General features: G+C 54.4%; 20 protein-coding genes and 5 pseudogenes. 13 read left to right on the top strand and 12 right to left on the bottom strand.

Going from position 1 to position 25,544, the window contains the following annotated elements:
- The first annotated feature begins 1 nt into the window (after position 1).
- On the top strand, positions 2–1,228 hold the full coding sequence (locus GM30_RS20555) for a zinc-dependent alcohol dehydrogenase (protein WP_049850109.1): 1,227 nt from the start codon (positions 2–4) through the stop codon (positions 1,226–1,228).
- 48 nt (positions 1,229–1,276) lie between these two features.
- Here GM30_RS20555 and GM30_RS20550 read toward each other — a convergent pair whose 3' ends face one another.
- Positions 1,277–3,073 (bottom strand): thiamine pyrophosphate-requiring protein, encoded by a 1,797-nt coding sequence (locus tag GM30_RS20550; RefSeq protein WP_049850108.1) that lies wholly within the window; start codon positions 3,071–3,073, stop codon positions 1,277–1,279.
- 547 nt (positions 3,074–3,620) lie between these two features.
- On the opposite strand from GM30_RS20550, the gene GM30_RS20545 reads away from it, so the two are divergent.
- From GM30_RS20545 to hha, 3 genes are all read left to right on the top strand, one after another.
- On the top strand, positions 3,621–6,572 hold the full coding sequence (locus GM30_RS20545; RefSeq protein ID WP_049850107.1) for an autotransporter outer membrane beta-barrel domain-containing protein: 2,952 nt from the start codon (positions 3,621–3,623) through the stop codon (positions 6,570–6,572).
- 602 nt (positions 6,573–7,174) lie between these two features.
- Positions 7,175–7,426 (top strand): hypothetical protein, encoded by a 252-nt coding sequence (locus GM30_RS20540; protein WP_072094195.1) that lies wholly within the window; start codon positions 7,175–7,177, stop codon positions 7,424–7,426.
- Positions 7,427–7,454: 28 nt separating this feature from the next.
- Complete coding sequence (hha, locus tag GM30_RS20535; RefSeq protein WP_049850105.1) at positions 7,455–7,664, top strand: hemolysin expression modulator Hha; 210 nt, start codon at positions 7,455–7,457, stop codon at positions 7,662–7,664.
- A gap of 430 nt (positions 7,665–8,094) precedes the next feature.
- Here hha and ychF read toward each other — a convergent pair whose 3' ends face one another.
- The gene (gene ychF, locus GM30_RS20530; protein ID WP_049850104.1) at positions 8,095–9,156 is read right to left on the bottom strand and encodes a redox-regulated ATPase YchF; all 1,062 of its coding nucleotides are present in this window, start codon (positions 9,154–9,156) and stop codon (positions 8,095–8,097) included.
- Positions 9,157–9,272: 116 nt separating this feature from the next.
- Complete coding sequence (gene pth / locus GM30_RS20525; RefSeq protein WP_049850103.1) at positions 9,273–9,857, bottom strand: aminoacyl-tRNA hydrolase; 585 nt, start codon at positions 9,855–9,857, stop codon at positions 9,273–9,275.
- 275 nt (positions 9,858–10,132) lie between these two features.
- On the opposite strand from pth, the gene ychH reads away from it, so the two are divergent.
- Positions 10,133–10,411 (top strand): stress-induced protein YchH, encoded by a 279-nt coding sequence (gene ychH / locus GM30_RS20520; RefSeq protein ID WP_049850102.1) that lies wholly within the window; start codon positions 10,133–10,135, stop codon positions 10,409–10,411.
- 36 nt (positions 10,412–10,447) lie between these two features.
- On the opposite strand, the pseudogene dauA reads toward ychH, so the two are convergent.
- The 4 genes and pseudogenes from dauA to lolB all read right to left on the bottom strand — a co-directional run bounded on the left by dauA (position 10,448) and on the right by lolB (position 14,736).
- Positions 10,448–12,066, bottom strand: a pseudogene (gene dauA / locus GM30_RS20515) (C4-dicarboxylic acid transporter DauA).
- Between the two features lie 139 nt (positions 12,067–12,205).
- A complete protein-coding gene (gene prs, locus GM30_RS20510) occupies positions 12,206–13,153 on the bottom strand; it encodes a ribose-phosphate diphosphokinase (protein ID WP_001518537.1) in 948 nt (315 codons plus the stop codon).
- Positions 13,154–13,281: 128 nt separating this feature from the next.
- Positions 13,282–14,122: pseudogene (ispE, locus tag GM30_RS20505) on the bottom strand (4-(cytidine 5'-diphospho)-2-C-methyl-D-erythritol kinase).
- Positions 14,119–14,736: a lipoprotein insertase outer membrane protein LolB gene (gene lolB / locus GM30_RS20500; RefSeq protein WP_049850132.1), complete on the bottom strand. Its 618-nt coding sequence runs from the start codon at positions 14,734–14,736 to the stop codon at positions 14,119–14,121. The pseudogene ispE and the gene lolB overlap by 4 nt, the downstream one beginning before the upstream one ends.
- A gap of 214 nt (positions 14,737–14,950) precedes the next feature.
- Between lolB and hemA the strand changes: the two are divergent.
- The 6 genes and pseudogenes from hemA (at position 14,951) to kdsA (ending at position 20,015) form a co-directional block, all read left to right on the top strand.
- Positions 14,951–16,182 (top strand): annotated as a pseudogene (gene hemA, locus GM30_RS20495) (glutamyl-tRNA reductase).
- A gap of 40 nt (positions 16,183–16,222) precedes the next feature.
- A pseudogene (gene prfA, locus GM30_RS20490) lies at positions 16,223–17,294 on the top strand (peptide chain release factor 1).
- Positions 17,294–17,919 (top strand): annotated as a pseudogene (locus GM30_RS20485) (HemK/PrmC family methyltransferase). Before prfA ends, GM30_RS20485 begins: the two co-directional pseudogenes overlap by 1 nt.
- Positions 17,916–18,308, top strand: coding sequence for an invasion regulator SirB2 (sirB2, locus tag GM30_RS20480; RefSeq protein WP_049850101.1), 393 nt, complete (start codon positions 17,916–17,918; stop codon positions 18,306–18,308). Before GM30_RS20485 ends, sirB2 begins: the two are co-directional and overlap by 4 nt.
- A 3-nt stretch (positions 18,309–18,311) precedes the next feature.
- The gene (sirB1, locus tag GM30_RS20475) at positions 18,312–19,121 is read left to right on the top strand and encodes an invasion regulator SirB1 (protein ID WP_049850100.1); all 810 of its coding nucleotides are present in this window, start codon (positions 18,312–18,314) and stop codon (positions 19,119–19,121) included.
- 39 nt (positions 19,122–19,160) lie between these two features.
- Positions 19,161–20,015: a 3-deoxy-8-phosphooctulonate synthase gene (gene kdsA / locus GM30_RS20470; RefSeq protein WP_049850099.1), complete on the top strand. Its 855-nt coding sequence runs from the start codon at positions 19,161–19,163 to the stop codon at positions 20,013–20,015.
- 40 nt (positions 20,016–20,055) lie between these two features.
- On the opposite strand, the gene GM30_RS20465 is transcribed toward kdsA, so the two are convergent.
- Both GM30_RS20465 and chaA read right to left on the bottom strand, forming a co-directional pair.
- The gene (locus GM30_RS20465; RefSeq protein ID WP_049850098.1) at positions 20,056–21,252 is read right to left on the bottom strand and encodes an RHS repeat-associated core domain-containing protein; all 1,197 of its coding nucleotides are present in this window, start codon (positions 21,250–21,252) and stop codon (positions 20,056–20,058) included.
- Between the two features lie 154 nt (positions 21,253–21,406).
- Positions 21,407–22,507, bottom strand: coding sequence for a sodium-potassium/proton antiporter ChaA (chaA, locus tag GM30_RS20460; RefSeq protein WP_049850097.1), 1,101 nt, complete (start codon positions 22,505–22,507; stop codon positions 21,407–21,409).
- 281 nt (positions 22,508–22,788) lie between these two features.
- On the opposite strand from chaA, the gene chaB reads away from it, so the two are divergent.
- Both chaB and GM30_RS20450 read left to right on the top strand, forming a co-directional pair.
- Positions 22,789–23,019, top strand: a complete 231-nt coding sequence (gene chaB / locus GM30_RS20455) for a putative cation transport regulator ChaB (protein ID WP_049850096.1) — start codon at positions 22,789–22,791, stop codon at positions 23,017–23,019.
- Between the two features lie 149 nt (positions 23,020–23,168).
- Entirely contained in the window at positions 23,169–23,858 is a 690-nt protein-coding gene (locus GM30_RS20450; protein WP_049850095.1) for a gamma-glutamylcyclotransferase, read from the top strand.
- Between the two features lie 30 nt (positions 23,859–23,888).
- Here GM30_RS20450 and GM30_RS20445 read toward each other — a convergent pair whose 3' ends face one another.
- The 3 genes from GM30_RS20445 to GM30_RS20435 all read right to left on the bottom strand — a co-directional run bounded on the left by GM30_RS20445 (position 23,889) and on the right by GM30_RS20435 (position 25,381).
- Positions 23,889–24,134, bottom strand: coding sequence for a DUF1883 domain-containing protein (locus tag GM30_RS20445; protein WP_049850094.1), 246 nt, complete (start codon positions 24,132–24,134; stop codon positions 23,889–23,891).
- A 248-nt stretch (positions 24,135–24,382) separates the two neighbouring features.
- Positions 24,383–24,733, bottom strand: coding sequence for a DsrE/DsrF/TusD sulfur relay family protein (locus GM30_RS20440; RefSeq protein ID WP_049850093.1), 351 nt, complete (start codon positions 24,731–24,733; stop codon positions 24,383–24,385).
- Between the two features lie 99 nt (positions 24,734–24,832).
- Positions 24,833–25,381: a YbhB/YbcL family Raf kinase inhibitor-like protein gene (locus GM30_RS20435; protein ID WP_420802281.1), complete on the bottom strand. Its 549-nt coding sequence runs from the start codon at positions 25,379–25,381 to the stop codon at positions 24,833–24,835.
- Between the last annotated feature and the right edge of the window lie 163 nt (positions 25,382–25,544).

Below are 25,544 nucleotides of genomic sequence, written 5' to 3'. Positions count from 1 at the left end.
TATGAAAGCTCTCGTCTGGCACGCAACCGGCGATATCCGTCTTGATGACGTCGCCGAACCACAGATTGAACAATCCACTGATGCCGTTATTCGTCTTACCGCTTCGGCGATTTGTGGCACCGATCTTCATTTTATTCGCGGCACCGTTAGCGGCATGAAACCGGGGACCATTCTCGGCCATGAAGGGGTCGGGATCATCGAACAACTGGGCGACCAGGTGCGCAATTTCGACATCGGCGATCGGGTGGTGGTCTGCTCCACGCTCTCCTGCGGTTACTGCGCTCCCTGTCGCAGCGGCAACACCGCGCAGTGTGATAATGCCAATCCGAACGGCCCTGAAGCGGGCACCAGCTTTTTCGGCGGCCCGCAAACCACCGGCCCGGTCAATGGGTTGCAGGCGGAAAAAGCGCGTATTCCTTTTGCCGCCAATACGCTGGTGAAAGTCCCTGAAGGCGTCAGCGATGAACAGGCGATTCTGGTCAGCGATATTTTCCCCACTGGCTGGTTCGGTGCGGAAATCGCGCAGATCCAACGCGGCGACACCGTGGCGGTATTTGGCTGCGGCCCGGTGGGTCAGTTTGCGATTGCCAGCGCGTTGTTGATGGGCGCCGGGCGGGTCATTGCGGTTGACCCGCATGATGACCGGCTGGCAATGGCCCGTCGGCAGGGCGCGTTTACCGTTAATTTTGAGAAAGAAGATCCGGTGGCAGCCATCAAATCCCTGACCGGTGGTACCGGTGTCGACGTCGCCATTGACGCAGTGGGCGTTGACAGCCAGCACGCTCACCATGGCCCGGCGGCGCAGCAGGCAGAACAGAAAGCGGAGAAACACCGTCAGGAAGTCAAAGAGGTGGCACCGGATAACTACGATCATCAGCATGTACAGCATGGAAACTGGATCCCCGGCGATGCGCCAACGCAGGCGCTGGAATGGGCCATTCAGGCGCTGAGAAAAGCGGGCACGTTGAGCATTATCGGCGTTTACCCGCCTGATGCGCAGACGTTCCCCATTGGTATGGCGATGAACAAAAACCTGACCATGAAAATGGGCAACTGCAACCACCACGCGATCATCCCGCATTTGCTGGAACGGGTACGCATGGGCGCTATCGATCCAACGCAGGTGCTGACGCAGGTGGAGCCGCTCTCGGATGTGATCTCCGCCTATGAGAGTTTTGATAAGCGCCAGCCTGGCTGGATTAAAACGGAGCTGTTGCCTTCGCAATAACCACGCGTGAGGCGGGGCGGGGTGCACTGGCCCCGACCCCGTCTGCGGTCACGATTTTTTGCCAGGGAGGATCTCGTTCATGATCTGGTTGGCCGTGTCGGCAAAGATTTGCCCGGCGGAACGATCGCCTTTCGCCATTGAGGCCATGAAGGCTTTTGCCTGCTTCAGGGTGATATGCGGTGGCAGCGGTGCCACTTCCGGATCGGTTTTGACTTCCAGCACGACAGGCCGGTCTGCCGACAGCGCGTGCTGCCAGGCACTCTGCAACTGGTCGGGGTCATCCACGTAAATCCCTTTCAGCCCCAGCGATTGCGCGAACCGGGCATAGCTGACATCCGGGATTTCCTGGCTGGCCTCGAAGCGCGGATTTCCTTCCATTACGCGCTGCTCCCAGGTTACCTGATTAAGATCCTGATTATTAAAGACACAGACAATCAGGCGAGGGTCTCGCCAGCCCTGCCAGTATTTCTGAATGGTGATCAGTTCCGCCATGTTGTTCATCTGCATCGCGCCGTCGCCGACCAGCGCCACGACCACCTTTTGTGGGTAAGCGAATTTGGCGGCGATAGCGTACGGTACCGCCGCGCCCATGCAGGCCAGACCGCCGGACAACGACGCGCGCTGTCCCTGCTTGACTTTGTAATCGCGGGCGAACCAGTTGGCGCAGGAGCCTGAGTCGGATGTGACGATAGCGTCCTCCGGCAACAACGGTGACATTTCCCATACCACCCGCTGAGGATTAACCGGATTCGCGGCCGCCATCGCCCGATCTTCCAGCGTCTGCCACCATTCTTTCACGCCTCGGGCAATCTCCTCCTGCCAGCTACGCTCGGTTTTGTGCTGTAACAGTGGCAACAGCTCGCGCAGGGTTTCTGCCGCGTCGCCGTGCAGATTCACTTCTACCGGATAGCGCAGCCCCAGCATCGCCGGGTCGATATCCACCTGAACGGCACGCGCCTGTCCCTCTTTCGGCAGAAATTCCGTCCACGGAAAACCGGTACCGATCATCAGCAACGTATCGCAATTCATCATTAATTCATACGATGGCTTCGTGCCTAACAGGCCAATTGAACCGGTGATAAACGGCGCATCATCTGGCAGAACATCTTTGCCCAGCAGCGCTTTTGCCACCCCGGCACCGAGCACGTTAGCCAGTTGCACCACTTCCAGCGCCGCGCCCCGCGCGCCGGCACCCACCAGGATCGCCACTTTTTCCCCGGCGTTAAGCACGTCCGCTGCCCGCCGGAGATCCGCCGGGTAGGGCACGATCTTAGGGCGTTGATAGCCTGGACCTGAATGGGTAAAACCATGGGTATGCTGCGGCGGTTGCCAGGGTTCGTCCTGAATATCTTTCGGGATCACCAGTACTGTCACGCCATTCTGCGCGAGTGCGATACGTACGCCACGATCCACAAGATGCCGCAACTGGCTCGGCGAGGCCGCCTCCTGAACGAAATTCGCCACATCGGCGAAAATGCGGTCGAGGTTCAATTCCTGCTGATAACTCGCGCCACGGGCGGTCACTTCCGCCTGGCCGGTGATAGCCAGTACCGGCGCATGATCCATCTTCGCATCATACAACCCGGTCAGGAGATGGGTGGCGCCCGGACCGCCGGTCGACAGGCAGACCCCCAGTTCACCGGTGAATTTCGCATGACCCGCCGCCATAAACGCAGCCATTTCTTCGTGACGCACCTGAATAAATTCAATGCCGTCGCCTGCATGGTTTGCACGTTGTAGCGCACCGAGCACGCCATTAATCCCGTCGCCTGGATAACCATAGATGCGGGTTACGCCCCACGCTTTCAGACACTCAATAAAAAAATCACTGGTCATTTTTGACATTATTTCGCCTCCTGTCTGAAAAAATAAACCACAGGCTAAGGGTAGTTGACATCGGGCGGTATGTGGAGAAAGATGCATGGCCGTTGATTGTACTTAGATAAATCGATGAGATTATCTTTTAGGTATGATCTTATTTCTGCTGAAATTAATTCTTATATCACGGCAAAATATCTTAAATATCCTCAGCTTTCTCGGTTCTCTACTCTTAAGAGCGTCTTAATTTTACTCCTATCGGAATTAAATTCTAAATATAAGAAGTTATATGAAATATAACTCTGGTTAGTTGCTGTTTTTAAGGTGGTGTATCTGGTTAAGAGGTTAAGGTCATTTCATTTGTCATCGCCTGATAAAAAAGGAGAATAAGCCATCAGTACAGCGATGATGTAATCAAGGTGGATGCCTACAAATAACCTGACTTCTATTATCGTTGCCTATTTAGTAAATGCACAAATGATCCTGTTTGTTTAATTAAATACATTGCATGCGATCGCCTGCTGTAACGGATATGAATATGGAAAGGTTTAAATTAAGTACCATTGCGTTGTTAATGAGTAGTTTATTGATCGCAAGCAATGCTGTTGCGAAAAACGATGAGATCGACAATGCCAATGGCGTTATTTCCGGAAACGGTGTGCTTGATAATGGCGGTGTTTACCGGGTTATTGGCACCGTCGGTGAAGATAGTGTCATTTCTGTTGCCAATAATGGCAGCATCACCGTTAATCACAACGGCGGCACCCCGCCAGTCATGGCCTGGGGGGAATTTGAAAGTGGTGATATGCTGATGACCAGCGGCACCGTTTATGTCGCCAATAGCGGTACCATTAATTTAGGTTCTGGCTCAATCATTAATACGAATTACGGCGATCTGATTGAGGGCACGCTACCTAACCGACCGGATATCCTTTTAGAGACGGATTACCAGTTTGCGTTTGGCGTGGGCATCGTCGAAGCTGGCGGAACCAGTGCGGCTTATCGCGCGAAAGAGGGGAAACTCATCGCCGATAATTTGACGGTGAATATGACCCACCAGCGTGATGATAAATTTGTCGTGGGTATTCATGGTGCTAAAGATGCGGCAACCATGAATTTTACCGGTTTAACCACCATTAACACCACGGCACTCGGTGACAAAAGCCTGGCGCTGGGTATTTATGCCAAAAACGGCACGCTGGTTACTGCTGATGATCTGCTCGTGACCAGCAAAGGTCAGCAATATGCTGTGGGGTTGTCTTCGCAGTCCGAAGAAGATAATGCCCGCTCTCTTATCAGCTATAACAATGCGGTGATTACGTCTGTTGCCGATGATTTTGCCGATGGTATCAGTACCGCTGGCGGTCATGTTGTCGCTCAGGGGGATACGCAGATCGATATCACCATCAATAACACGGGTGGTGTGACCTCGGGTATCTGGGTATCGGACGGGATCGATGCAGTCGATTTAGATTCCTACTTTACCGCAAATGGCAAAACATCAATTGCATTAAAAGCCGGCGCTGACGCTACTGAACTTCGTGGTGCAGAGTCTGTTGGTTCGTCGGACTTAACCACCAAAGACCTGACCATTGCGATGGATACCCAGGGGCACCAACAAACGCAAGGGACGGGTTTGTTTGCCTCAACGGATCTTGCGCCGACGGCCGGTAACATAACCGTCAACGGCAAACTGAATATTGATGTTGCAGATACCACCCGCAGCGGCACCTGGCACTATATCCATGCCAATAAAGGCGGCAACATCGCGCTGAATGGCGATGTGAACCTCGGCGTTAACTACAACGATCCGGATGCGACGGCGATCCTCGTCGAGAACGCAGATTCTCACGTGGCAGTGGCGGGGCAGAAAATGCAGGTTGTCGGTACCGTTGAAGCGAAAGATGCAGGGCAGGTCGATCTGAGCGCCGTCAATGCGTCCCGTTTCGACGGTGGCTTCCTGACTGGCACGGGGGGTATTAACAACCTGTCGCTGGCGGAAGACTCGGTCTGGAATATGACCAAAGATTCTCAACTGACCAACCTGACGCTGAATGCATCAACCCTGAATTTCATGCACACCGCTGCACAGACTCAGCGACAGACGCGTGACGCCGCCACCTTCAAAACGCTGACAGTGGACGGTGATTATGCGGGCAACAATGGCAATCTGGTGATGAACACCCAGCTTGGTGATGACAACTCCGCCACTGACCGCATGATCGTCAACGGCGACACCAGCGGCACCACCAACGTGAAAGTACTGAACGCGGGCGGCGCGGGCGGTCTGACCACCAACGGTATTGAGCTGATTACCGTTAACGGCAACTCGGCAGGTGAATTCAAACAGAACGGGCGTATTGTTGCCGGTGCGTATGATTACACCCTGCAGCGTGGTGCGGGCCAGAACGCAACAAACTGGTATCTGAGCAGCGCGCTGTCTCCGGTAACGCCAGTTGACCCAGAGCAGCCGGTGCCGGTCGATCCGCAGGACCCGACGAAACCCGTTCCGCAGAATCCGGTAACGCCAACGCCTCAGCCTGCAGCAGAACACGCGGTGCGTCCGGAAGCGGGCCTGTATGGCGTTAACCTGGCAGCGGCTAACACCCTGTTCAACACTCGTTTGCATGACCGCCTGGGCGAAACCCATTACGTCGATGCACTGACCGGGAAAGAATCCGTCACCAGCCTGTGGCTGCGCAATGTGGGCGGTCATACTCGTCAGCACGACAGCAGCGATCAACTGAGCATGCAGAGTAACCGTTATGTGATGCAGCTTGGCGGTGACGTGGCACAGTGGAGCAGCAACAAGGCTGACCGCTACCATGTGGGCGTGATGGGCGGCTATGCCAACCAGAAGAGCCGTGCGGAAAACCAGCGTAACGGCAACCGTGCCACGGGCAGCATCGATGGCTACAGCGTGGGTGTTTACGGCACCTGGTTGCAGGACAACGAAAGCAAAGAAGGCGCGTACGTTGACACCTGGGTTCAGTACAACTGGTTCGACAACACGATTTCTGGTGATGACGTCGCCACTGAAAATTACAAATCAACAGGTTTCACCGCGTCAGTGGAATCCGGTTATACCTGGAAACTGGCAGACATCAGCGAGCGTAGCGCACTGTATATCCAGCCGAAAGCGCAGGTCACCTGGATGGGCGTGAAGGCGGATTCGCACAAAGAAGCCAACGGTACCCGCGTTGAAGGTGATGGTGACGGCAATATCCAGACCCGTGTTGGTGTGCGCCTGTATGGGCATGCTCACAACAAACTGGATGACGGTAAAGACCGCGCTTTCCAGCCGTTCGTTGAAGCTAACTGGATCCACAACACCAAAGATTTTGGCGCGTCGCTCAACGGTGAGAACATGAATCTGGCGGGCAGCAACAACATCGGTGAACTGAAAGCGGGTGTTGAAGGTCAGTTGACGAAGAATGTCACCCTGTGGGGCAATGTGGCCCAGCAACTGGGCACCAAAGGTTACAGTGATACGCAGGGAATGCTGGGTGTGAAATACAGCTGGTAAGCGATGCGCTTTTCTGTAACGGAGTAAAAAAGTCCACGCCATGGCGTGGACTTTTTTTTTAGCATCGTAGACTGGACGGTTTGTCAGATCAGGACTGGAGGCATTGTATATAAAAACATAAAATGGAAAATGGAATGTATAATAAATACAGAAGATTACTTTTGCTCATTCCTGTCCCCTGTTTTACTCTTTAGCAAATCGTGCTTTCCCTTAAATGCGTAGCTGACCTCCCGCAAATCAGCTGAAATTCCTGGTCCTTCGGGCGGTTTTCCTAATTATTCATCAGCATTTCCCGCAGGGATGTCGGTTAAACGGGACAGATGATTAAGTATTGTTAAGAATTTACGTAGACAGATAGTTCAGAAACGTGATTGGTTTTTTGACGGCAAATTTCCCCTATATTGACTTGCTAAGGGGGCAGTGTAAAACTGGTAACGGGAAATAAAATAAAGCGTGTTGGTCGGAAGAATACACCATCGTTTTAATTCATGCAGACCTGTTATTTAAACGCTAAACACTTAGCTATTAGTTTATAAAACACCATAGATGAAGTCGTAAGAAGCAGCGATATCTGGTGTATGACGGGTGAAACGCAATGGATAATGACAGATCTTATAGCGGTATACCACTCTGATGCCATTCTGAGTCAGGTGAAAAAGATGGACGAGCGTTACGAATTAGCAGACGAAAACGAGATGTCTCATGAATTTGTCGACTGGTTTTTCGATGAGAAAAAAAACGAGTGTGGCACCGTATGGTTCATGATGATGGCGGCAATGTGGGAAGGCTGGAAAGGGCGGGAAGAACATGTAAACGTAACGGCTGAGTCGATTGATTCACACCATAGCCATTAAAATCACGCTAGACGTGCAGGAAGGGAGTATGTCGAAAACAAAGCAGGAATGGCTTTTCCAGCTAAGACGATGTACAAGCCAGGCGACGCTGGATAAAGTTATCGAAAGAAATATTTATACGCTGTCGGAAGACGAACTGGAGAGTTTTTTTTCTGCGGCAGATCATCGACTGGCAGAGATAATAACCAATACCCTGTATGACAAAGTGCCTGAATCCGTGTGGCACCTGGTTCGTTAAATATCACAACGGAATTTAACCTGACGGAGAAGAATGAATGATAGGGAAAGACACAGCGATCATCTTGTTGATGGTTTTACTTGCTGGTTTTTCTTTCTGGGTCGGCGGATGGATAAAATCTCTCGTGTAATAAGATGGCTATCCTCCCTGGCAAGGTGCCCGACATTTTAAAATCACGTACATTGCTCGTCATGCTATTTTTATACTTCCCGCACACTGTGCGGTTTTTTCTTTAATATGAGATTTCAGGAAGGCAAAAAATAACATTTTTAACATGTTCAGCGAGCGGTGGAATATTATTTGATTTGTTATTGACGTTTTTTTATAAAAAGGCCTGGTCTTTATCATGATATCTCAATAACAGGAGGTTTACGCCCCATCCGGGGCGTAAACATGTTATTTGCTGTCTTCAGCAGACAGAAGAGGGGCGTCAGACGTTGAACAGGAAGTTCATGACATCGCCGTCTTTAACGATGTACTCTTTGCCTTCCGCACGCATCTTACCGGCTTCTTTCGCGCCTTGTTCACCCTTATAGGCGATGAAATCGTCATAAGAGATGGTCTGTGCGCGGATAAAGCCTTTTTCGAAATCGGTGTGGATTTTACCCGCCGCCTGCGGCGCCGTTGCGCCAACCGGGATGGTCCATGCGCGAACTTCTTTCACGCCTGCGGTGAAATAGGTTTGCAGGTTCAGCAGGGCATAACCGGCGCGGATCACGCGGTTCAGGCCCGGCTCTTCCAGACCCAGTTCCGCCATAAACTCGTCACGCTCTTCGTCGTCGAGTTCAGCGATATCGGATTCTACCGCCGCACACACCGGCACCACGACAGAGCCTTCTTGCTCGGCGATTTCGCGCACTTTGTCGAGGTACGGGTTGTTCTCGAAACCGTCTTCATTAACGTTGGCGATGTACATGGTCGGTTTCAGCGTCAGGAAGCTCAGGTAGCGAATGACTTCTTTCTCTTCTTNGTTTTCCAGTTGTGGCAGGCATTTTTCCAGCACCGCCAGTTCAGCTTTCGCGTCTTTATCGCCGCCTTTGGCCTTTTTGGAGATACGGTGAATCGCACGTTCGCAGGCTTCGAGATCGGACAGCGCCAGCTCGGTGTTGATAACGTCGATATCTTCCGCCGGATCCACTTTGCCGGAAACGTGAATAATGTTGTCGTTTTCAAAGCAGCGCACCACGTGGCCGATCGCTTCGGTTTCACGAATGTTGGTCAGGAACTGGTTGCCCAGGCCTTCGCCTTTGGAGGCGCCTTTCACCAGACCGGCGATATCCACGAATTCCATCGTGGTTGGCAGAATGCGCTGGGGCTTGACGATTTCAGCCAGCTTGTCCAGACGTGGATCGGGCATCGGTACGACACCGGTGTTCGGCTCAATAGTACAGAACGGGAAGTTCGCCGCTTCAATACCCGCTTTTGTGAGCGCATTGAACAGGGTGGATTTGCCAACGTTAGGCAAACCGACGATACCGCATTTGAATCCCATGTTTAAATCACCTTAATCTTTTGATAATCAACCTGTTACGATGAACAGATTGCAGAAAAATAAATAACTTCGCCTATTATACACGGCGGAAGGGCAATTTGCCGCCTCTGAGACGCTTATTGCGCTTTAAAGGCATGCAATCGGTTCGTGGCTTTGGTCAGACCCTCTTTCAGCCAGATCTCGGTACAGCGCGCCGCTTCGTCAACCGCATCGTCAATCAGCTTCTGCTCTGCCGCCTGCGGTTTACCCAGCACAAAGCCGACAACTTTATTTTTATCGCCTGGATGGCCGATTCCCACGCGTAAGCGGTAAAAGTTCGGGTTATTGCCAAGCTTGCTGATGATGTCTTTCAGGCCATTATGACCGCCGTGACCGCCACCGAGCTTAAATTTTGCCACGCCGGGGGGCAGATCCAGCTCATCGTGCGCCACCAGAATTTCATCCGGATTGATGCGGTAAAAGGTCGCCAGCGCGGCAACGGCTTTGCCGCTCAGGTTCATAAACGTCGTCGGTACCAGCAGGCGCACATCTTCCCCGGCAAGGTTGATACGTGAGGTGTAGCCAAAGAATTTAGGCTCTTCACGCAGCGGGGCGCGACATCGTTCTGCCAGCAGATCGACATACCAGGCACCTGCATTATGGCGCGTTGCCGCGTATTCGGCACCGGGATTCGCCAGGCCGACAATCAGCTTAATCGTCACGTCTTTATTCCTGAATGGGTCAAAATCTGGCGCGTAGTTTACTGGTTGTGGCGCCGGTTGACAAAATTCTGCTATCGACGCGCAAAATTCGGAGATAATTGCGCATCTGAACCATTAGAATTTCAATTAGTTCAGCGAGTTAATTGTAAAGATTTGTTGACTATATATCCGTTATTGTGATCCTTAACGCAATCCCTGTTTCGTATGTTGCCTATACTTTAGACACAAGGATAAGAGGGACTTTCCCTCTCAGCCCAAAGTTCCGGAGGTGACATATGAAACGCAAAAACGCTTCGTTACTCGGTAACGCGCTCATGGGTCTGGGGTTAGTGGTGATGGTGGTGGGAGTAGGGTACTCCATTTTGAACCAGCTTCCGCAACTTAATTTGCCTCAGTTTTTTGCCCACGGGGCCGTACTGAGCATTTTCCTCGGCGCCATTCTCTGGCTGGCGGGGGCGCGTGTCGGCGGGCACGAAAGGATCACCGACAGGTACTGGTGGGTACGGCATTACGACAAACGCTGCTGCCGCCGCGATGAGCACCCACACAGCTAACGAATTGAAGAACGGCTCCCGAGGGAGCCGTTCTGCTTAGAGGATATCCGCGAGCGCCGCATCCCGGTTTGGGTAAAAACTCAGGCGGCCGGGGATGGGGTGAATACCCGCGCGTGCCATGGTGCGCAGCGGCTGGAATTCCACGTTTGACACCCGCAACTCACACCCTTCAGGCAGTTTGTCGACAAACCGCTGGAACGCGTTTAGCCCCCCGGCGTCCAGCACCGGAACCGCATCCCACTTCAGCACCACAATGCGTTTACCGGCAATCCGCGATTCCAGGTCGTTAAATAATCCTTCCGCTGCGGCAAAGAACAACGGGCCGATCACGCGCAGCACCAGCACATCGTCCGGGACGGTGACGTTTACCGGTGCCAGGCGGGTCATACGGGCAATACGGCGCATAAACAGCAGTGAAGCGAGCACGATACCCACGCTAATGGCGATGACCATATCAAACAGCACCGTCAGCGACATACAAATCAGCATGACGATGATGTCGTCTTTCGGCGCGCGACGCAGCAGGTTGACGACCTTGTGCGCCTCACTCATGTTCCAGGCGACCATCAACAGCAGCGCGGCCATGGCGGACAGCGGCAGCCAGGAGAGGAGCGGGGCTAGCGCCAGCAGAGCGAGGATCACCAGCACCGCGTGGATCACCGCGGCGATGGGCGACGTTGCGCCTGCGCGCACGTTCGCTGCAGAACGGGCAATGGCTGCCGTGGCGGTGATACCGCCAAAGAACGGTGCGACGATGTTGCCCAGGCCCTGGCCGATCAGCTCGCTGTTGGCCTTATGCTTGGTGCCCGTCATGCCGTCAAGCACCACCGCGCATAGCAGCGATTCAATCGCCCCGAGCATCGCCATTGAGAATGCGGCAGGCAGCAGCGCCTGTAGCGAATTCCAGCTCAGCGTGAATTCAGATTCCGGCAGATCCCACGGCAGCACCAGTTGCGGCAGTAGTTGCGGAATGCCGTTGCCCTGCGAGCCGTCGGCAAGAACGTAGTGGAACTGAGAGCCAATGGTGGCGACCTGACCGCCNGAATACCCAGCCGCGGCCAGAAAATCAGTATCCCTAGCGTGACGACGCCAATGGCGGCATCACCGAAATTAATGGTTGGCAGCGCCATCACCAGCGCGCCGAGCTTCTGTAAATAGTGTTCCGGCACATGCGGGATCTGTAAACCGAGGAAATCTTTGATTTGCATCGTCCCGATAGTGATACCAATCCCTGACGTAAAGCCCAGCGTCACCGACAGCGGAATGTATTCGATCAGGCGACCAAAACGGGCAAGGCCAAAGAGAATGAGAAATATGCCGGATATCAGCGTTGCCACCAGCAGACCGGCGAGGCCAAACTGCTGGGAAACCGGGTAGAGGATCACCACAAACGCCGCTGTCGGGCCGGAGACGCTGAAGCGAGAACCGCCCGCGAGGGCGATCACAATCCCGGCCACTGCAGAGGTATACAGACCGTATTGCGGTGCCACACCGCTACCAATCGCCAGCGCCATTGCCAGGGGGATCGCGATAATACCGACGGTCACCCCGGCAATCAGGTCGCGCGTGAAGCGCGGCAAGGTGTATTTCTCTTTCCAGCACGCATCAATCAGCGCCTGGAAAGGCATAACATGTGAGGAAGACACTTTGTTCACTATTTGTTTCATCCGTGAGCGCATCATCTGTCATGTCAATGGCAGGTGAAGGAGGCGATAACAGTTAATTAATAAATCATACAAATGTTCAACACGGACAAAAAAACCCGCCGCAGCGGGTTTTTTCAGGCCGGTTCGATTAATGCTCGAACATGGCAGAAATCGATTCTTCGTTGCTGATACGACGAATCGCTTCGGCCAGCATGCCGGACAGCGTCAGGGTACGCACGTTCGGCAGGGCTTTGATTTCATCCGTTAGCGGGATGGTATCACAAACCACCACTTCGTCGATGACCGAGTTACGCAGGTTATTTGCCGCATTTCCAGAGAAGATCGGGTGTGTCGCGTAGGCGAACACGCGTTTAGCACCACGCTCTTTCAGCGCTTCCGCCGCTTTACACAGCGTACCGCCGGTGTCGATCATATCGTCAACCAGCACGCAGTCGCGACCGGCAACGTCACCGATGATATGCATCACCTGAGAAACGTTAGCACGCGGACGGCGTTTATCGATGATCGCCATGTCAGTATCGTTCAGCAGCTTAGCGATAGCACGGGCACGAACCACACCGCCGATATCCGGGGAAACCACAATCGGGTTATCCAGATTCAGTTGCAGCATGTCTTCGAGCAGGATCGGGCTACCAAAGACGTTATCAACCGGGACATCAAAGAAGCCCTGGATCTGTTCAGCATGCAGGTCAACGGTCAGTACACGGTCAACGCCGACGCTGGACAGGAAGTCAGCGACAACTTTCGCGGTGATCGGCACACGCGCAGAACGCACGCGGCGATCCTGACGAGCATAACCAAAGTAAGGAATTACGGCTGTGATACGGCCTGCGGAAGCACGACGCAGGGCATCGACCATAACAACCAGTTCCATCAGGTTGTCGTTGGTAGGGGCACAAGTGGACTGGATGATGAAAATATCACCACCGCGTACGTTTTCATTAATTTGTACGCTGACTTCGCCGTCGCTAAAACGACCTACAGCGGCGTCGCCAAGAGAAGTGTACAGGCGGTTGGCAATACGTTGTGCTAGTTCCGGGGTGGCGTTACCAGCAAAAAGCTTCATATCAGGCACGAGAAGAACCTCAGGCATGCGTCCAGTGGTGGATGAAACGGGCCAAAAAGGGTGCGGGCCGGGCACCATTCCATCCAGGCGGTGTATTTAAAGAGCGCGATGCAACGTCTGGAACAAGAGTGACGTTGTCACCGTGACTCAGTCTGCTCCAAAATGGCGTACTGTAACGGAGAGGTGTTCATCCCTCGCGCGACAAAGCCGTGCAGCCATTCCGGGGCTTGCTCAAGCACCTGACGAGCGGCGGATTCGGTGTCAAATTCAGCAAAGACACAGGCCCCTGTGCCAGTCAGGCGCGACGGCGCGTATTCTAACAGCCAGGAAAGCGCCGCATCAACCTCGCGAAAACGTTTTCTTGCGATAACCTCGCAATCGTTGGCAAATTCACAGTTTAATAACGTTTCTATTGACCGCACTGGAGTATTTCGCGGTAGCGCCGGATCTTTAAAAATCACCGGGGTCGGAATGCTCACGCCAGGGTGCGCCACCAGGTACCATTTTTCCGGCACGTCGACCGGGGTCAGCACTTCGCCGACGCCTTCCGCAAAAGCTGCGTGGCCGCGTACAAACACCGGTACGTCGGCACCAAGCGTCAGGCCGAGCGCCGCCAGTTCATCCACTGACAGCCCGCAGCCCCAGAGGTGGTTTAGCGCCACCNCCGCCGCCGAGACCGCCGCCCATCGGCAGTCGTTTTTCGATGCTGATATCTGCGCCGCTACCGGCAGGCAGTCGTTCTCCGGCGGCCTCCATTAACAAACGCGCCGCGCGAAAAATCAGATTCTCCGCTTCCGGCACGCCCTCGACAGGGGTCAGCAGACGAAGCTGACCGTCCTGGCGCGTTTCGAGGGTGATCGTGTCGCCATAATCAAGAAACTGAAACAGCGTCTGCAGCGTATGGTACCCATCCGGGCGTTGCCCGGTGATGTACAAAAACAGGTTCAGCTTTGCAGGGGAAGGCCAGTGGCTCATCATTTGACGATCCAGTTATCCATTTTCAGTTTGATGCGCTGGCTGCCGTCGGTCAGCTCCATATTAGAAGGCAGGGCGGGCTGGGTTTTACTGTCGTAGCTGCTGTAGGTCACTTTCCAGCTTTTACCGTTCTGGCGGTAGTTCAGGCTGCTCATGCGATACTGTTCGTCAAGCGTATAATCGGTGGCGTCGCCCGGCAGGCCGAGGATCCACTGGCGCAGGCTGTTGAGTGGAATCGGCATCCCGGTCAGCTTTGCAATCATCTCTTCAGCGTTGGTGTCGGTGTAGTGTTGGCCTTTGTTATCCACTAACTCCACGCTGCCGGGCTGGGCGTTCAGCTCAAGTTCGGTGCTGCCGAGCGGGTTGGTCAGCAGCAGGCGATAGCGGTCCTGACCGGTCTGCTGCCAGAAAAAGCGGGCATAAACTTTTTGTTCATCGGACAGATACGCGAACGCGCCGCGCGTCTGGTACTGGTTAAGCTGACGAACTTGCTGTTCATGCTGACGCCACTGCGGCGAGTCGGGGCTTTTCCCCGGCCCTTTCGGCGCATTAACGGAACAGGCGGTGAGAACCAGGGCTGCCAGCGGCAGCAGGCGAATCAGTCGGGGCATGCGCATCATTGTGACGAATCCTTGAGGTGCGTTGCATAACGTTGTTAACCCTTTATGCTAGCGTTGTGTATGAATAGCGTCTACGTTCATGTTGTCTTAATTCATAAAATTAGCGGACCACGCCGGTACGCCAAAAGGGGCAGTCTCTTTTATTGGAACCGTGCATCCTGTATGATGCATACAGACTAACCTTATCAACGCTGGTACTACTCCCGCTCATATGACCCTGTTAGCTCTCGGCATCAACCACAAAACAGCCCCGGTTGCGTTGCGAGAACGAGTTTCGTTTTCGCCGGATACGCTCGACCAGGCGCTGGAGAGCCTGCTGGCACAACCGATGGTGCAAGGCGGCGTGGTGCTCTCGACCTGCAACCGCACTGAGCTGTATCTCAGCGTCGAAGAGCAGGGGAATTTGCAGGAAGCGCTCATCCGCTGGCTGTGTGATTACCACAATCTCAATGAAACCGATCTGCGTACCAGCCTTTACTGGCATCAGGACAACGATGCCGTTCGTCATTTAATGCGGTGCGGGGGGAGCCGCAAATCCTCGGTCAGGTAAAGAAGGCGTTTGCGGACTCCAGTCGCGGGCATCTGCATGCCAGCGACCTGGAACGCATGTTCCAGAAATCCTTCTCCGTCGCTAAACGCGTTCGTACTGAAACCGATATCGGTGCCAGTGCGGTGTCGGTAGCGTTTGCCGCCTGTACGCTGGCGCGGCAAATTTTCGAATCGCTCTCCACCGTCACCGTGATGCTGGTGGGTGCCGGGGAAACTATCGAGCTGGTGGCGCGTCATCTGCGCGAACACCGGGTGCAGAAGATGATCATCGCCAACCGCACGCGGGAACGCGCGCAGGTGCTGGCAGATGAAGTCGGTGCGGAAGTGATCGCGCTGAGCGATGTCGATGAACGCCTGAAAGAAGCCGATATTATTATCAGTTCCACCGCCAGCCCGCTGCCGATCATCGGCAAAGGGATGGTTGAGCGCGCCCTGAAAGCCCGCCGCAACCAGCCGATGCTGCTGGTGGATATCGCGGTGCCGCGCGACGTAGAGCCCGAAGTCGGCAAGCTTGCCAACGCCTATCTCTACAGCGTGGATGATTTACAGAACATTATTCAGCACAACCTGGCACAACGACAGGCCGCTGCCGTACAGGCGGAGAGCATCGTGGCGCAGGAAACCAGCGAGTTTATGGCCTGGCTGCGCGCGCAAAGCGCCAGTGAAACCATTCGCGATTTCCGCAGCCAGGCCGATCAGGTCCGTGATGAGCTGACCGCGAAAGCGTTGAGTGCGCTGGAGCAGGGCGGCGATCCGCAGGCCATCATTCAGGATCTGTCGAGAAAACTGACCAACCGTTTGATTCACACCCCAACCAAATCTCTTCAGCAGGCCGCCCGCGACGGCGATGACGAACGCCTGCATATTCTGCGCAACAGCCTCGGGCTGGAATAGCGCACCTCACTTATATTGATGACAAGGTGCATTTACGCCTATGAAGCCTTCTATCGTTGCTAAACTGGAAGCTCTGCATGAGCGCCATGAAGAAGTTCAGGCGCTGCTGGGCGATGCGGACACCATCGCCGACCAGGAGCGGTTCCGGGCGCTGTCGCGTGAGTACGCGCAGCTTAGCGATGTTTCACGTTGTTTTACTGACTGGCGCCAGGTTCAGGATGACATTGACGCCGCGCAGATGATGCTCGACGACCCGGAAATGCGCGAAATGGCGCAGGACGAGTTGCGCGACGCGAAAGAGAAAAGCGAAGCGCTGGAGCAGCAGTTACAGGTGCTGTTGCTGCCAAAAGATCCCGATGACGAACGCAATGCGTACCTCGAGGTGCGCGCCGGTACCGGCGGTGACGAAGCCGCACTGTTTGCCGGTGACCTATTCCGCATGTATTCCCGTTATGCCGAAGCGCGCCGCTGGCGTGTGGAGATCATGAGTGCCAGCGAGGGCGAACACGGTGGCTACAAAGAAGTGATCGCCAAAATCAGCGGCGACGGCGTGTATGGCCGACTGAAATTTGAGTCCGGCGGTCATCGCGTTCAGCGCGTTCCGGCGACCGAATCGCAGGGGCGCATCCACACCTCCGCCTGTACGGTGGCCGTAATGCCGGAGCTGCCGGAAGCGGAAATGCCGGACATCAACCCGGCGGATCTGCGCATCGACACCTTCCGCTCCTCGGGCGCGGGCGGTCAGCACGTTAACACCACCGACTCCGCCATCCGTATTACCCACTTGCCCACCGGCATTGTGGTGGAGTGTCAGGACGAACGTTCCCAGCACAAAAACAAAGCCAAAGCGATGTCTGTGCTCGGTTCACGNAGAAGCCGCCAGACGTCAGCAGGCGGAAGCCTCTGAGCGTCGTAACCTGTTAGGCAGCGGCGATCGCAGCGACCGCAACCGCACCTACAATTTTCCGCAGGGCCGTGTTACCGACCACCGCATCAACCTGACGTTATACCGTCTGGATGAAGCGATGGAAGGTAAACTGGACATGTTGATTGAGCCGATCGTGCAGGAATATCAGGCCGATCAGCTGGCAGCGCTTTCAGAGCAGGAATGATGACGTTTCAACAGTGGCTGGCTCAGGCGATAGCGCGTCTGAGTGCCAGCGAAAGCCCGCGCCGGGACGCAGAGATCCTCCTCGGTCATGTGACCGGCAAGGCGCGGACGTTTATTCTGGCTTTTGATGAAACNCCCCGCCCCCGGCTGCCGCATTCTTGATTTAGGCACCGGCACCGGCGCGATTGCGCTGGCGCTGGCCAGCGAGCGTCCAGATTGTCAGGTGACTGCGGTGGATGTGATCCCGGATGCCGTCGCGCTGGCGCAACGTAATGCCGAACATCTCGGTATTACCAACGTCACGCTGTTACAGAGCAACTGGTTTGATGCGCTGACCGATCAGCCATTTGCCATGATCGTCAGCAATCCGCCCTACATTGATGAACAGGATCCGCATCTGGCGCAGGGCGACGTGCGTTTCGAACCGAAAACCGCGCTGGTGGCGACCGATCAGGGGCTGGCGGATCTGGCGCATATCATTCGCGAAGGGCGTCATTACGCTGGAGCATGGCTGGACGCAAGGCGCGGCGGTGCGGGCGCTGTTCACCGACGCCGGTTATGTGGCGGTGGAAACCTGTCGCGACTACGGCGGCAACGAACGCCTGACGCTGGGGAGAAAAGCGTGAATATATTCACGGTCGTTCTGGTTGTTCATGTGGTGACGGCGGGGCTCTCCGTAAGCCTGTTCGTGCTCCGTTACTGGTGGACGTATCAGCGCAGCCCACGGCTGTCGGCGCGCTGGGTGCGGGTGATTCCGCATGCCGTCGACACGCTGCTGTTTCTCAGCGGGGCCGGGCTTATCGCAATAACGCACTATCTGCCCTTCACCGAAGACGGGGCATGGCTGACTGAGAAGCTGTTTGGCGTTATCATTTACATCGTTTTGGGTTTTATCGCGCTGGGACGTCGGTTTCAGCGCAGCCAGCAGGCGGGGTTTATCGCTTTCCTGCTGGGGCTGGTGGTGCTGTTCATCATCATTAAACTCGCCATCACTAAAGTACCGTTACTGGGGTAGGTCATGAGGTCATTAGCCGATTTTGAATTTAACAACGCGCCCTTATGCGATGGGATGATCCTCATTTCTGAATTGATTCGCGATGATTTTCACGCGCAACACGTCTGCCGTGAACTGGAACACCTGGTCAGCCTGGCGCAGGAAGAAATCAGCCAGGCCTGGACGCCAGACCGGCAGATGGAAAAGCTGCTGGAACTGTTTTACGGCGAGTGGGGGTTCAGCGATTCCCGCGGCGTCTACCGACTTTCCGATGCCTTATGGCTGGATCAGGTGCTGAAAAATCGCCAGGGGAGCGCGGTATCGCTGGGCGCGATTTTCCTGTGGGTCGCGCAGAGTCTGTCGCTGCCGGTGGTGCCGGTGATTTTCCCGACCCAGCTGATTTTGCGTGCCGACACCGATCCCGACGAGATGTGGTTGATTAACCCGTTCAATGGCGACACCCTGGACGAGCACACGCTGGAAGTGTGGCTGAAGGGCAATATCGGGCCGGTGGCGGAGCTGTATAACGAAGATCTCGATGAAGCCGATAACGCCGAGGTCATTCGCAAGCTGCTGGACACCTTAAAGTCCGCGCTGATGGAAGAGGGGCAGATGGAGCTGGCGTTGCGCGTCAGCGAAGCGCTGCTGCAGTTTAATCCTGAAGATCCGTATGAAATTCGCGACCGCGGGCTGATTTACGCCCAGCTCGAATGCGAGCACGTCGCGCTGCTGGACTTAAGCTATTTTGTTGAACAGTGCCCGGAAGATCCGATTAGCGAGATGATCCGCGCACAAATCAACACCATTTCGCATAAACACATTACTTTGCATTAATCTGGAATGAATCCGGTTAAACCCTGATAAGGCGATCCTATGAAACAAAAAGTGGTAAGCATTGGCGATATCAACGTAGCAAATGACCTGCCGTTCGTGCTGTTTGGCGGTATGAACGTGCTGGAATCACGCGATCTCGCAATGCGCATTTGCGAACACTATGTGACCGTCACCCAGAAACTGGGCATCCCGTACGTGTTTAAAGCCTCTTTTGATAAGGCAAACCGCTCCTCCATTCACTCTTACCGTGGCCCGGGCCTCGAAGAGGGGATGAAGATTTTCCAGGAACTGAAGCAGACCTTCGGCGTGAAAATCATCACTGACGTTCATGAAGCATCACAGGCGCAGCCGGTGGCGGACGTGGTTGATGTCATTCAGCTGCCGGCGTTTCTGGCCCGTCAGACCGATCTGGTCGAAGCGATGGCGAAAACCGGTGCTGTTATCAACGTGAAAAAACCGCAGTTCGTCAGCCCGGGGCAGATGGGCAACATCGTCGATAAGTTCCGCGAAGGCGGCAACGAGAAAGTTATTCTCTGCGATCGCGGCGCGAACTTCGGTTACGACAACCTGGTGGTGGACATGCTGGGCTTCAGCGTGATGAAGAAAGTGTCCGGCAACTCACCGGTGATTTTCGACGTGACCCACGCGCTGCAGTGCCGTGACCCGTTTGGTGCCGCCTCCAGCGGTCGTCGTGCGCAGGTGACCGAACTGGCACGCGCCGGTATGGCGACCGGCCTGGCCGGACTGTTTATTGAAGCGCACCCGGATCCGGAACACGCGAAATGCGATGGTCCGTCCGCGCTGCCGCTGGATAAACTGGAGCCGTTCCTGAAGCAGATTAAAGCGATTGACGATCTGGTCAAAAGCTTCGACGNGCTGGACACCAGCCACTAATCGTAAAACGCCGGTGGCCGTATGCGCCACCGGTTGCTGATTATCCCAGATCAAACGCGTCATAAAATGCACGCTGCAAACGCGGCATTCTCACTCTGTCATAGTGTGACAAATAAAGCGTACTTCCTGCCAGATTAACCACCGACCCCACGGCAGTCGTTGCGGCATCACTAAATTGCCCATGACGCAGTGCGGTCAACGTGTCCCGAAAGAAAACCCTGCTTTCACGTAGTGACGCCGCCGCTTCGGTGCGAGAGCCGTTCATAACGGTGGTAATATTGCGGGAGATGCTTGAGAAAGCTCGCTCGCTCAGACCAACATTGGCCCGCTGAAGCATATGATTTACCCGACCTACGGCATTCACATACACCGAGCCCTGCAAATCGTGCTGCTCCACAAGTTCAGCGAGCGCCTGACGTCTGGCTATTGAGGGTGAGCCACCTGAAGCGGAAGAGGGGCCCGGCGCGGGCGATGTTAATTGGCTGCCTGCCCCTGACTCGCTGTAGTGAAAGTTGATTTCTTCGCTCTCACCTGATACCGCCTGAAGCGCTTTATTCCTTGAACGCCCGAGGCCTTCGAATGTTGCTCCTTCGTCAATGCCAGCTGCAGTATTTGAGGTTCGCGCCACCTTCGCAGAGACACCGCGAATGTTATTGCCAATTTTTGACGTAAAGCCTTCGATTTGATCGAACGCGCAGATGATACCTGTCGCCATCGACGCCCATCCCAGTTTTGCGGCCATTTCAGGATTTTTACTGGCAAGCGCATTTCTGGCTCGCCCGGTAGCGGCAGACGTCGCTGCTTCAAGCCCAGTCTCAACGGCATTTGCAGATATGACCGACGTGGACAGGCCTTCGGTTTGCGCTATTTTCATGCCTGCTTTTACACCGATACGGATTGCCTTGCGAATGAGCCAGGTAATAATGCCGTGTCCGCTGGGATCACACGCATTAACAGGATCACCTTCGCAATACGCATAGGGGTTAATACCGCCGATCTCAAAGGGGCTTGCGCTGTCAGGGCAGGTGAAACGACGCAGTACAGGACTGTATGCGCGATAGCCATTGCCGAGATGCGTTACCTGGCTGAGAGGATCCTGTCGTTCGCCATTGAAGCCGATGCCGGTAATACATACTCCGCTGCCAAAAGGGCTCCAGCCAGAGGAGCAGACGCGCCCCTCAGAAAGAATATATTGTGGACTGGCGTGCCAGTCGTTACCCGTTAATTGAATTGCCATGACTGTTTCCTTTTTTTATGTGAGAACGCCTCACAGGAGCAGCGTAGCGGTGCAAAGAAAAGGGTGGGATGCAATTTAAAACAGAAGTTGGGTTAAATTGAGCCAAACATCCGGGGCGTAAAAGAGGCCGGGCAATAACGCCCGGCCCAGGAGATCAGGCAAATATCGTCATCAGATAGGCGATAAACAGCGCCAGATGCGCCGCGCCGTTCAGCACATTGGTGCGGCCCGTCGAAAACGAAATCTGACACAGCACCAGCGACGCCACCATCACAATCATCTCCGGCGCACCCAGCGCGAAGTGGAGGTCGTTGCCGGTCATAAAGGCAATAATTGTCACTACCGGCACCGTCAGCGAAATGGTCGCCAGCACGGAGCCGAAGAAGAGATTCATCGCGCGCTGCACCTGATTATTCAGCACCGCTTTCAGTGCGCCCAGACCTTCCGGGGAGAGGATCAGCAACGCCACCAGAAAACCGGTAAAGGCGACGGGCGCGTTCATGCTGGTCAGCAGCGCTTCCAGCGGGCTGGCGTTCATTTTGGTGACGGCAATAACCGCGATCAGATGGATAATCAGCCAGGCGGTATGCCACAAATTGCTGTGGGCGGACGGTTTGCCGTGATGCGGGTCGTCGTCGTCGCTGTCGTCTTCATGTTCATAAACAAACAGGCTCTGGTGCGTTTTGGTTTGAATCAACAGGAATACGCCATACATCACGGCAGAAATAGCCGCCGCCAGCAGGGACTGACCGATGCTGAAATCGCCGCCCGGCAGCGCCATCGGAAATACAAGCACAATGATAGTCAGCGGGAAAAGGGCGATCAGATACTGTTTGATGCCAAACAGATTCATATACTGCGTGGCGAATTTACGCCCGCCCAGCAGCAGGGAAAAACCGACCAGACCGCCGGTCACGATCATAATGATGGAATAGAGCGTGTCGCGCATCAGCGTCGGCGCGGCATCGCCGGTGGCCATTAATGCGGAAATCAGGCTGACTTCGAGAATAACAACGGAAAGACTTAAAATCAGGGAACCGTAGGGTTCGCCAAGGCGGTGTGCCAGAACGTCGGCGTGTCGCACGACGCTGAATGCGCTGCTTAAGATACCGACCAGCGCCAGAAGGTTAATCCCGATGACCACTGGCAGTGACTGGCTGCTTCCGAAGAAGAGCAGTACTGCCAGCGCCAGCACCGGGAAAATGAGCGACGTCTCCTTGTGGCGGGTCTTTACCGCCTCATATGCATGTGTCATGAACCCTCTCCATTAATGCAGGTGTTTTGCAAAATTGATCTCATTATAGATTACGTAAGCCGCTAAAATAACAGACTTTCTTTCAATTACGTTGCGATTTTACTCAAATTTACCCGTTGCGTTTAATTAACCATAACCTGCGACATATTTTCCCATTCCATTTAATTTAGGTTTAATTAACAGGGAATTATCTCAATCTCAAATTCAGTGAAGATTCTCCCTGGAAATGAAAGGGAATTTGTCCCAGGCTTAATATTCCCTGAGATTACCTGGAGATGACCATGCCATATAAAAGCAAAAGCGATTTGCCAGACAGCGTAAAACATGTTCTGCCAGCCCATGCGCAGGATATTTATAAAGAGGCGTTCAACAGCGCCTGGGACCAGTACAAGGACAAGTCCGAGCGCCGGGACGACGCCAGCCGCGAGGAGACCGCGCACAAGGTGGCCTGGGCGGCGGTGAAGCACGATTATGAAAAAGGCGATGACGATAAATGGCATAAAAAGAAATAAATATCACATTATCTTATTTTTGCTTTTATTGCCTTGCCACCGTACCGTTAATTGCTTATCTTCACCAATAGCTGGATAATAATTCAGCAATATGCCGGGAAGGCGAAATTAAGTTGTTGCAGGGAAGTAAGCAGTGGTGGAGGTTAAAATTGTTAACGCGTGATTTCTTAATGAAAGCCGACTGTAAGACGGCTTTTGGTTCTATTGAGGAATCGCTACTCTGGTCGTCAGAACAACGTGCTGCGTCATTAGCAGCGACGCTCGCCTGTCGCCCGGATGATGGCCCGATTTGGATTTTTGGTTACGGTTCACTGATGTGGAACCCGGCGCTGGATTTTACGGAATCCTGTACCGGCACGCTGGTGGGCTGGCACCGTGCATTTTGTCTGCGTCTGACCGCAGGGCGGGGAACCGCATGTCAGCCTGGCCGTATGCTGGCCCTGAAAGAGGGCGGCCGCACGACCGGGGTGGCCTATCGTCTGCCTGAGGCGACGCTCGAAGACGAGCTCACGCTGCTCTGGAAGCGAGAGATGATCACCGGCTGCTATTTACCCAGCTGGTGCAAGCTGGAACTCGACGACGGTCGTACCGTGAATGCGCTGGTGTTTATTATGGATCCCCGCCACCCGCTGTATGAATCCGACACCAGCGTGCAGGTGATTGCGCCGTTAATTGCCTCGGCCAGCGGTCCGCTTGGCACTAACGCTCAGTATCTTTTCTCTCTCGATCAGGAACTGCGTAAATTGGGGATGTGTGATAACAGCCTTGATGAGCTGGTGGAGCGTGTGCGGAACTTGCTGGGTGGTGAGACGCTGCCGCAGTTTGTCTGCGGCGCGTAGCAGGGCGGGCAACAACCCCGCCCTGACCGTTTATGCCGGAACGTAGCTAATAGAGTGTTCCAGCGACTGGCTGTGGCTGTCGATCAGTACGTTCCACGTACCACTGTAGGGTACGGTCAGAAACGCATTCTCGCGGTTTTGCACGCTCAGAATGTCTGTTTGTGTTTCACTGGCGCGATTTTTTGCGCTCATCAAATGAATATGGCAACGCTCCGAACAGCGTACCACCACCGTATCTCCACCAAATAACGTCAAACTCGCTTTTACCAGCGCCATTTTCTACCCCGTTGAATGAAGCAAAGTGCTCCCTGCCACCGACTCCTGAGCGTGATGTTGTTCACATTTCGCTCTTTGCATAACACCAAAGGGGGAGGTGTGAGATGATGATTTTGATCAAATAATGCCGTAAAGATTAAACATTAATGACATTATTCCTGAAAGCATTCAGCTGACGTCTGTTTTTGTCGAAAAAAGCGCGTCAGCTGAACATTTCATGCGGAAAATACGCCAGTCCTTAGCAAAAATTAAAATGTCAGCACCTTATCGGCAGCCAGCGTCCACTGCGCCAGCTCAACGAGCGTACCGATTTCAACGCCGTCAATCAGCGGCAACGTGGTGATACCGCGACCGTCGGTGCAGGTTTTGCACAGCTTCACCGGTACGTTCTGCGCGGTGAGGATCTCCAGCATTTGCTGGATGTTATAACCCTCGGCGGGCTTCTGACCACGCAGCCCGGCAGTGACGGCGTCTGACATCAGAAACAGCTTTAGTTCCAGCTCCTGCTGTTCGCGCAGGGCGATAGCCAGACGCAGGCTGTTAAAAAGCGATTCGCTGCCGTAGGCGGCGCCGTTAGCGATAATAACAATACGTTGCATGATGACTCCTGTTCAACACGGGGTATGGTCACGCAATGCTACAGCGCCGCCAGAGTGATGCCAAACGGTAAGACGCCGCAGTATGATCTGCGACAGGGACTATTGCCCGAAACGGCCGATAAGTCCCGTTGCCGCCAGCGCGTGCCCTTTAAGCTTGTCAAACAGTTGCTCGCGCGTCAGTCCGGCAGGAAGAGACGGCGGCAGATCGGTCGCAATCAGCGTAAAAGTGTAATGGTGTGCGCCGCTGCCCGGTGGTGGGCAGGGACCATACCAGCGAGCGGTGCCGGGGGTGTTTTTACCTCCGGTAAAACCTTTGCCGTCACGCAGGGCGTTTTCAGCAAAACCGGCGGCCGATGGCGCAATATTATAGGCAACCAGGTGCGTCACGCCGAGGCCTTTTGCGCCTTCGGGATCGTGAACCACCAGCGCCAGGCTTTGTGTTTGCGCCGGCAGATTGCTCCACACCAGCGCGGGGGAGACGTTTTCCCCGGTACAGTTGGCGTTCTGGCTGTTATTGCCGGCGAACTTTTTGTCCATCAGGCCGTTGTCGGCAAACGCCGGGGATTGCAACTGAAAGAGTTCGCCGGCATGTGATGCAACGCTCCACAGCAGCGTGCTTGCCAGCGCGGTGTAAAGGATCGATTTCATCATGCACTCTCATTAAGGGGAGATGGATTAACTGTAGTTGCCGCATCGCCAGAGAGTTAAGGAATTTCCTGAAATTTACCCTAAGGTCGAATCCGGTTGAGAATCACGCTAAACTAGCGTTTTGGTTTTGTCTGATATATTCATCCCACGATTTTCACAAACG

It is taken from the genome of Trabulsiella odontotermitis (assembly GCF_001188485.1).
GTDB lineage: Bacteria > Pseudomonadota > Gammaproteobacteria > Enterobacterales > Enterobacteriaceae > Trabulsiella > Trabulsiella odontotermitis_A.
Note: the sequence above shows the minus strand (reverse complement) of the source record. Positions and strands in the feature narration are given on the sequence as shown.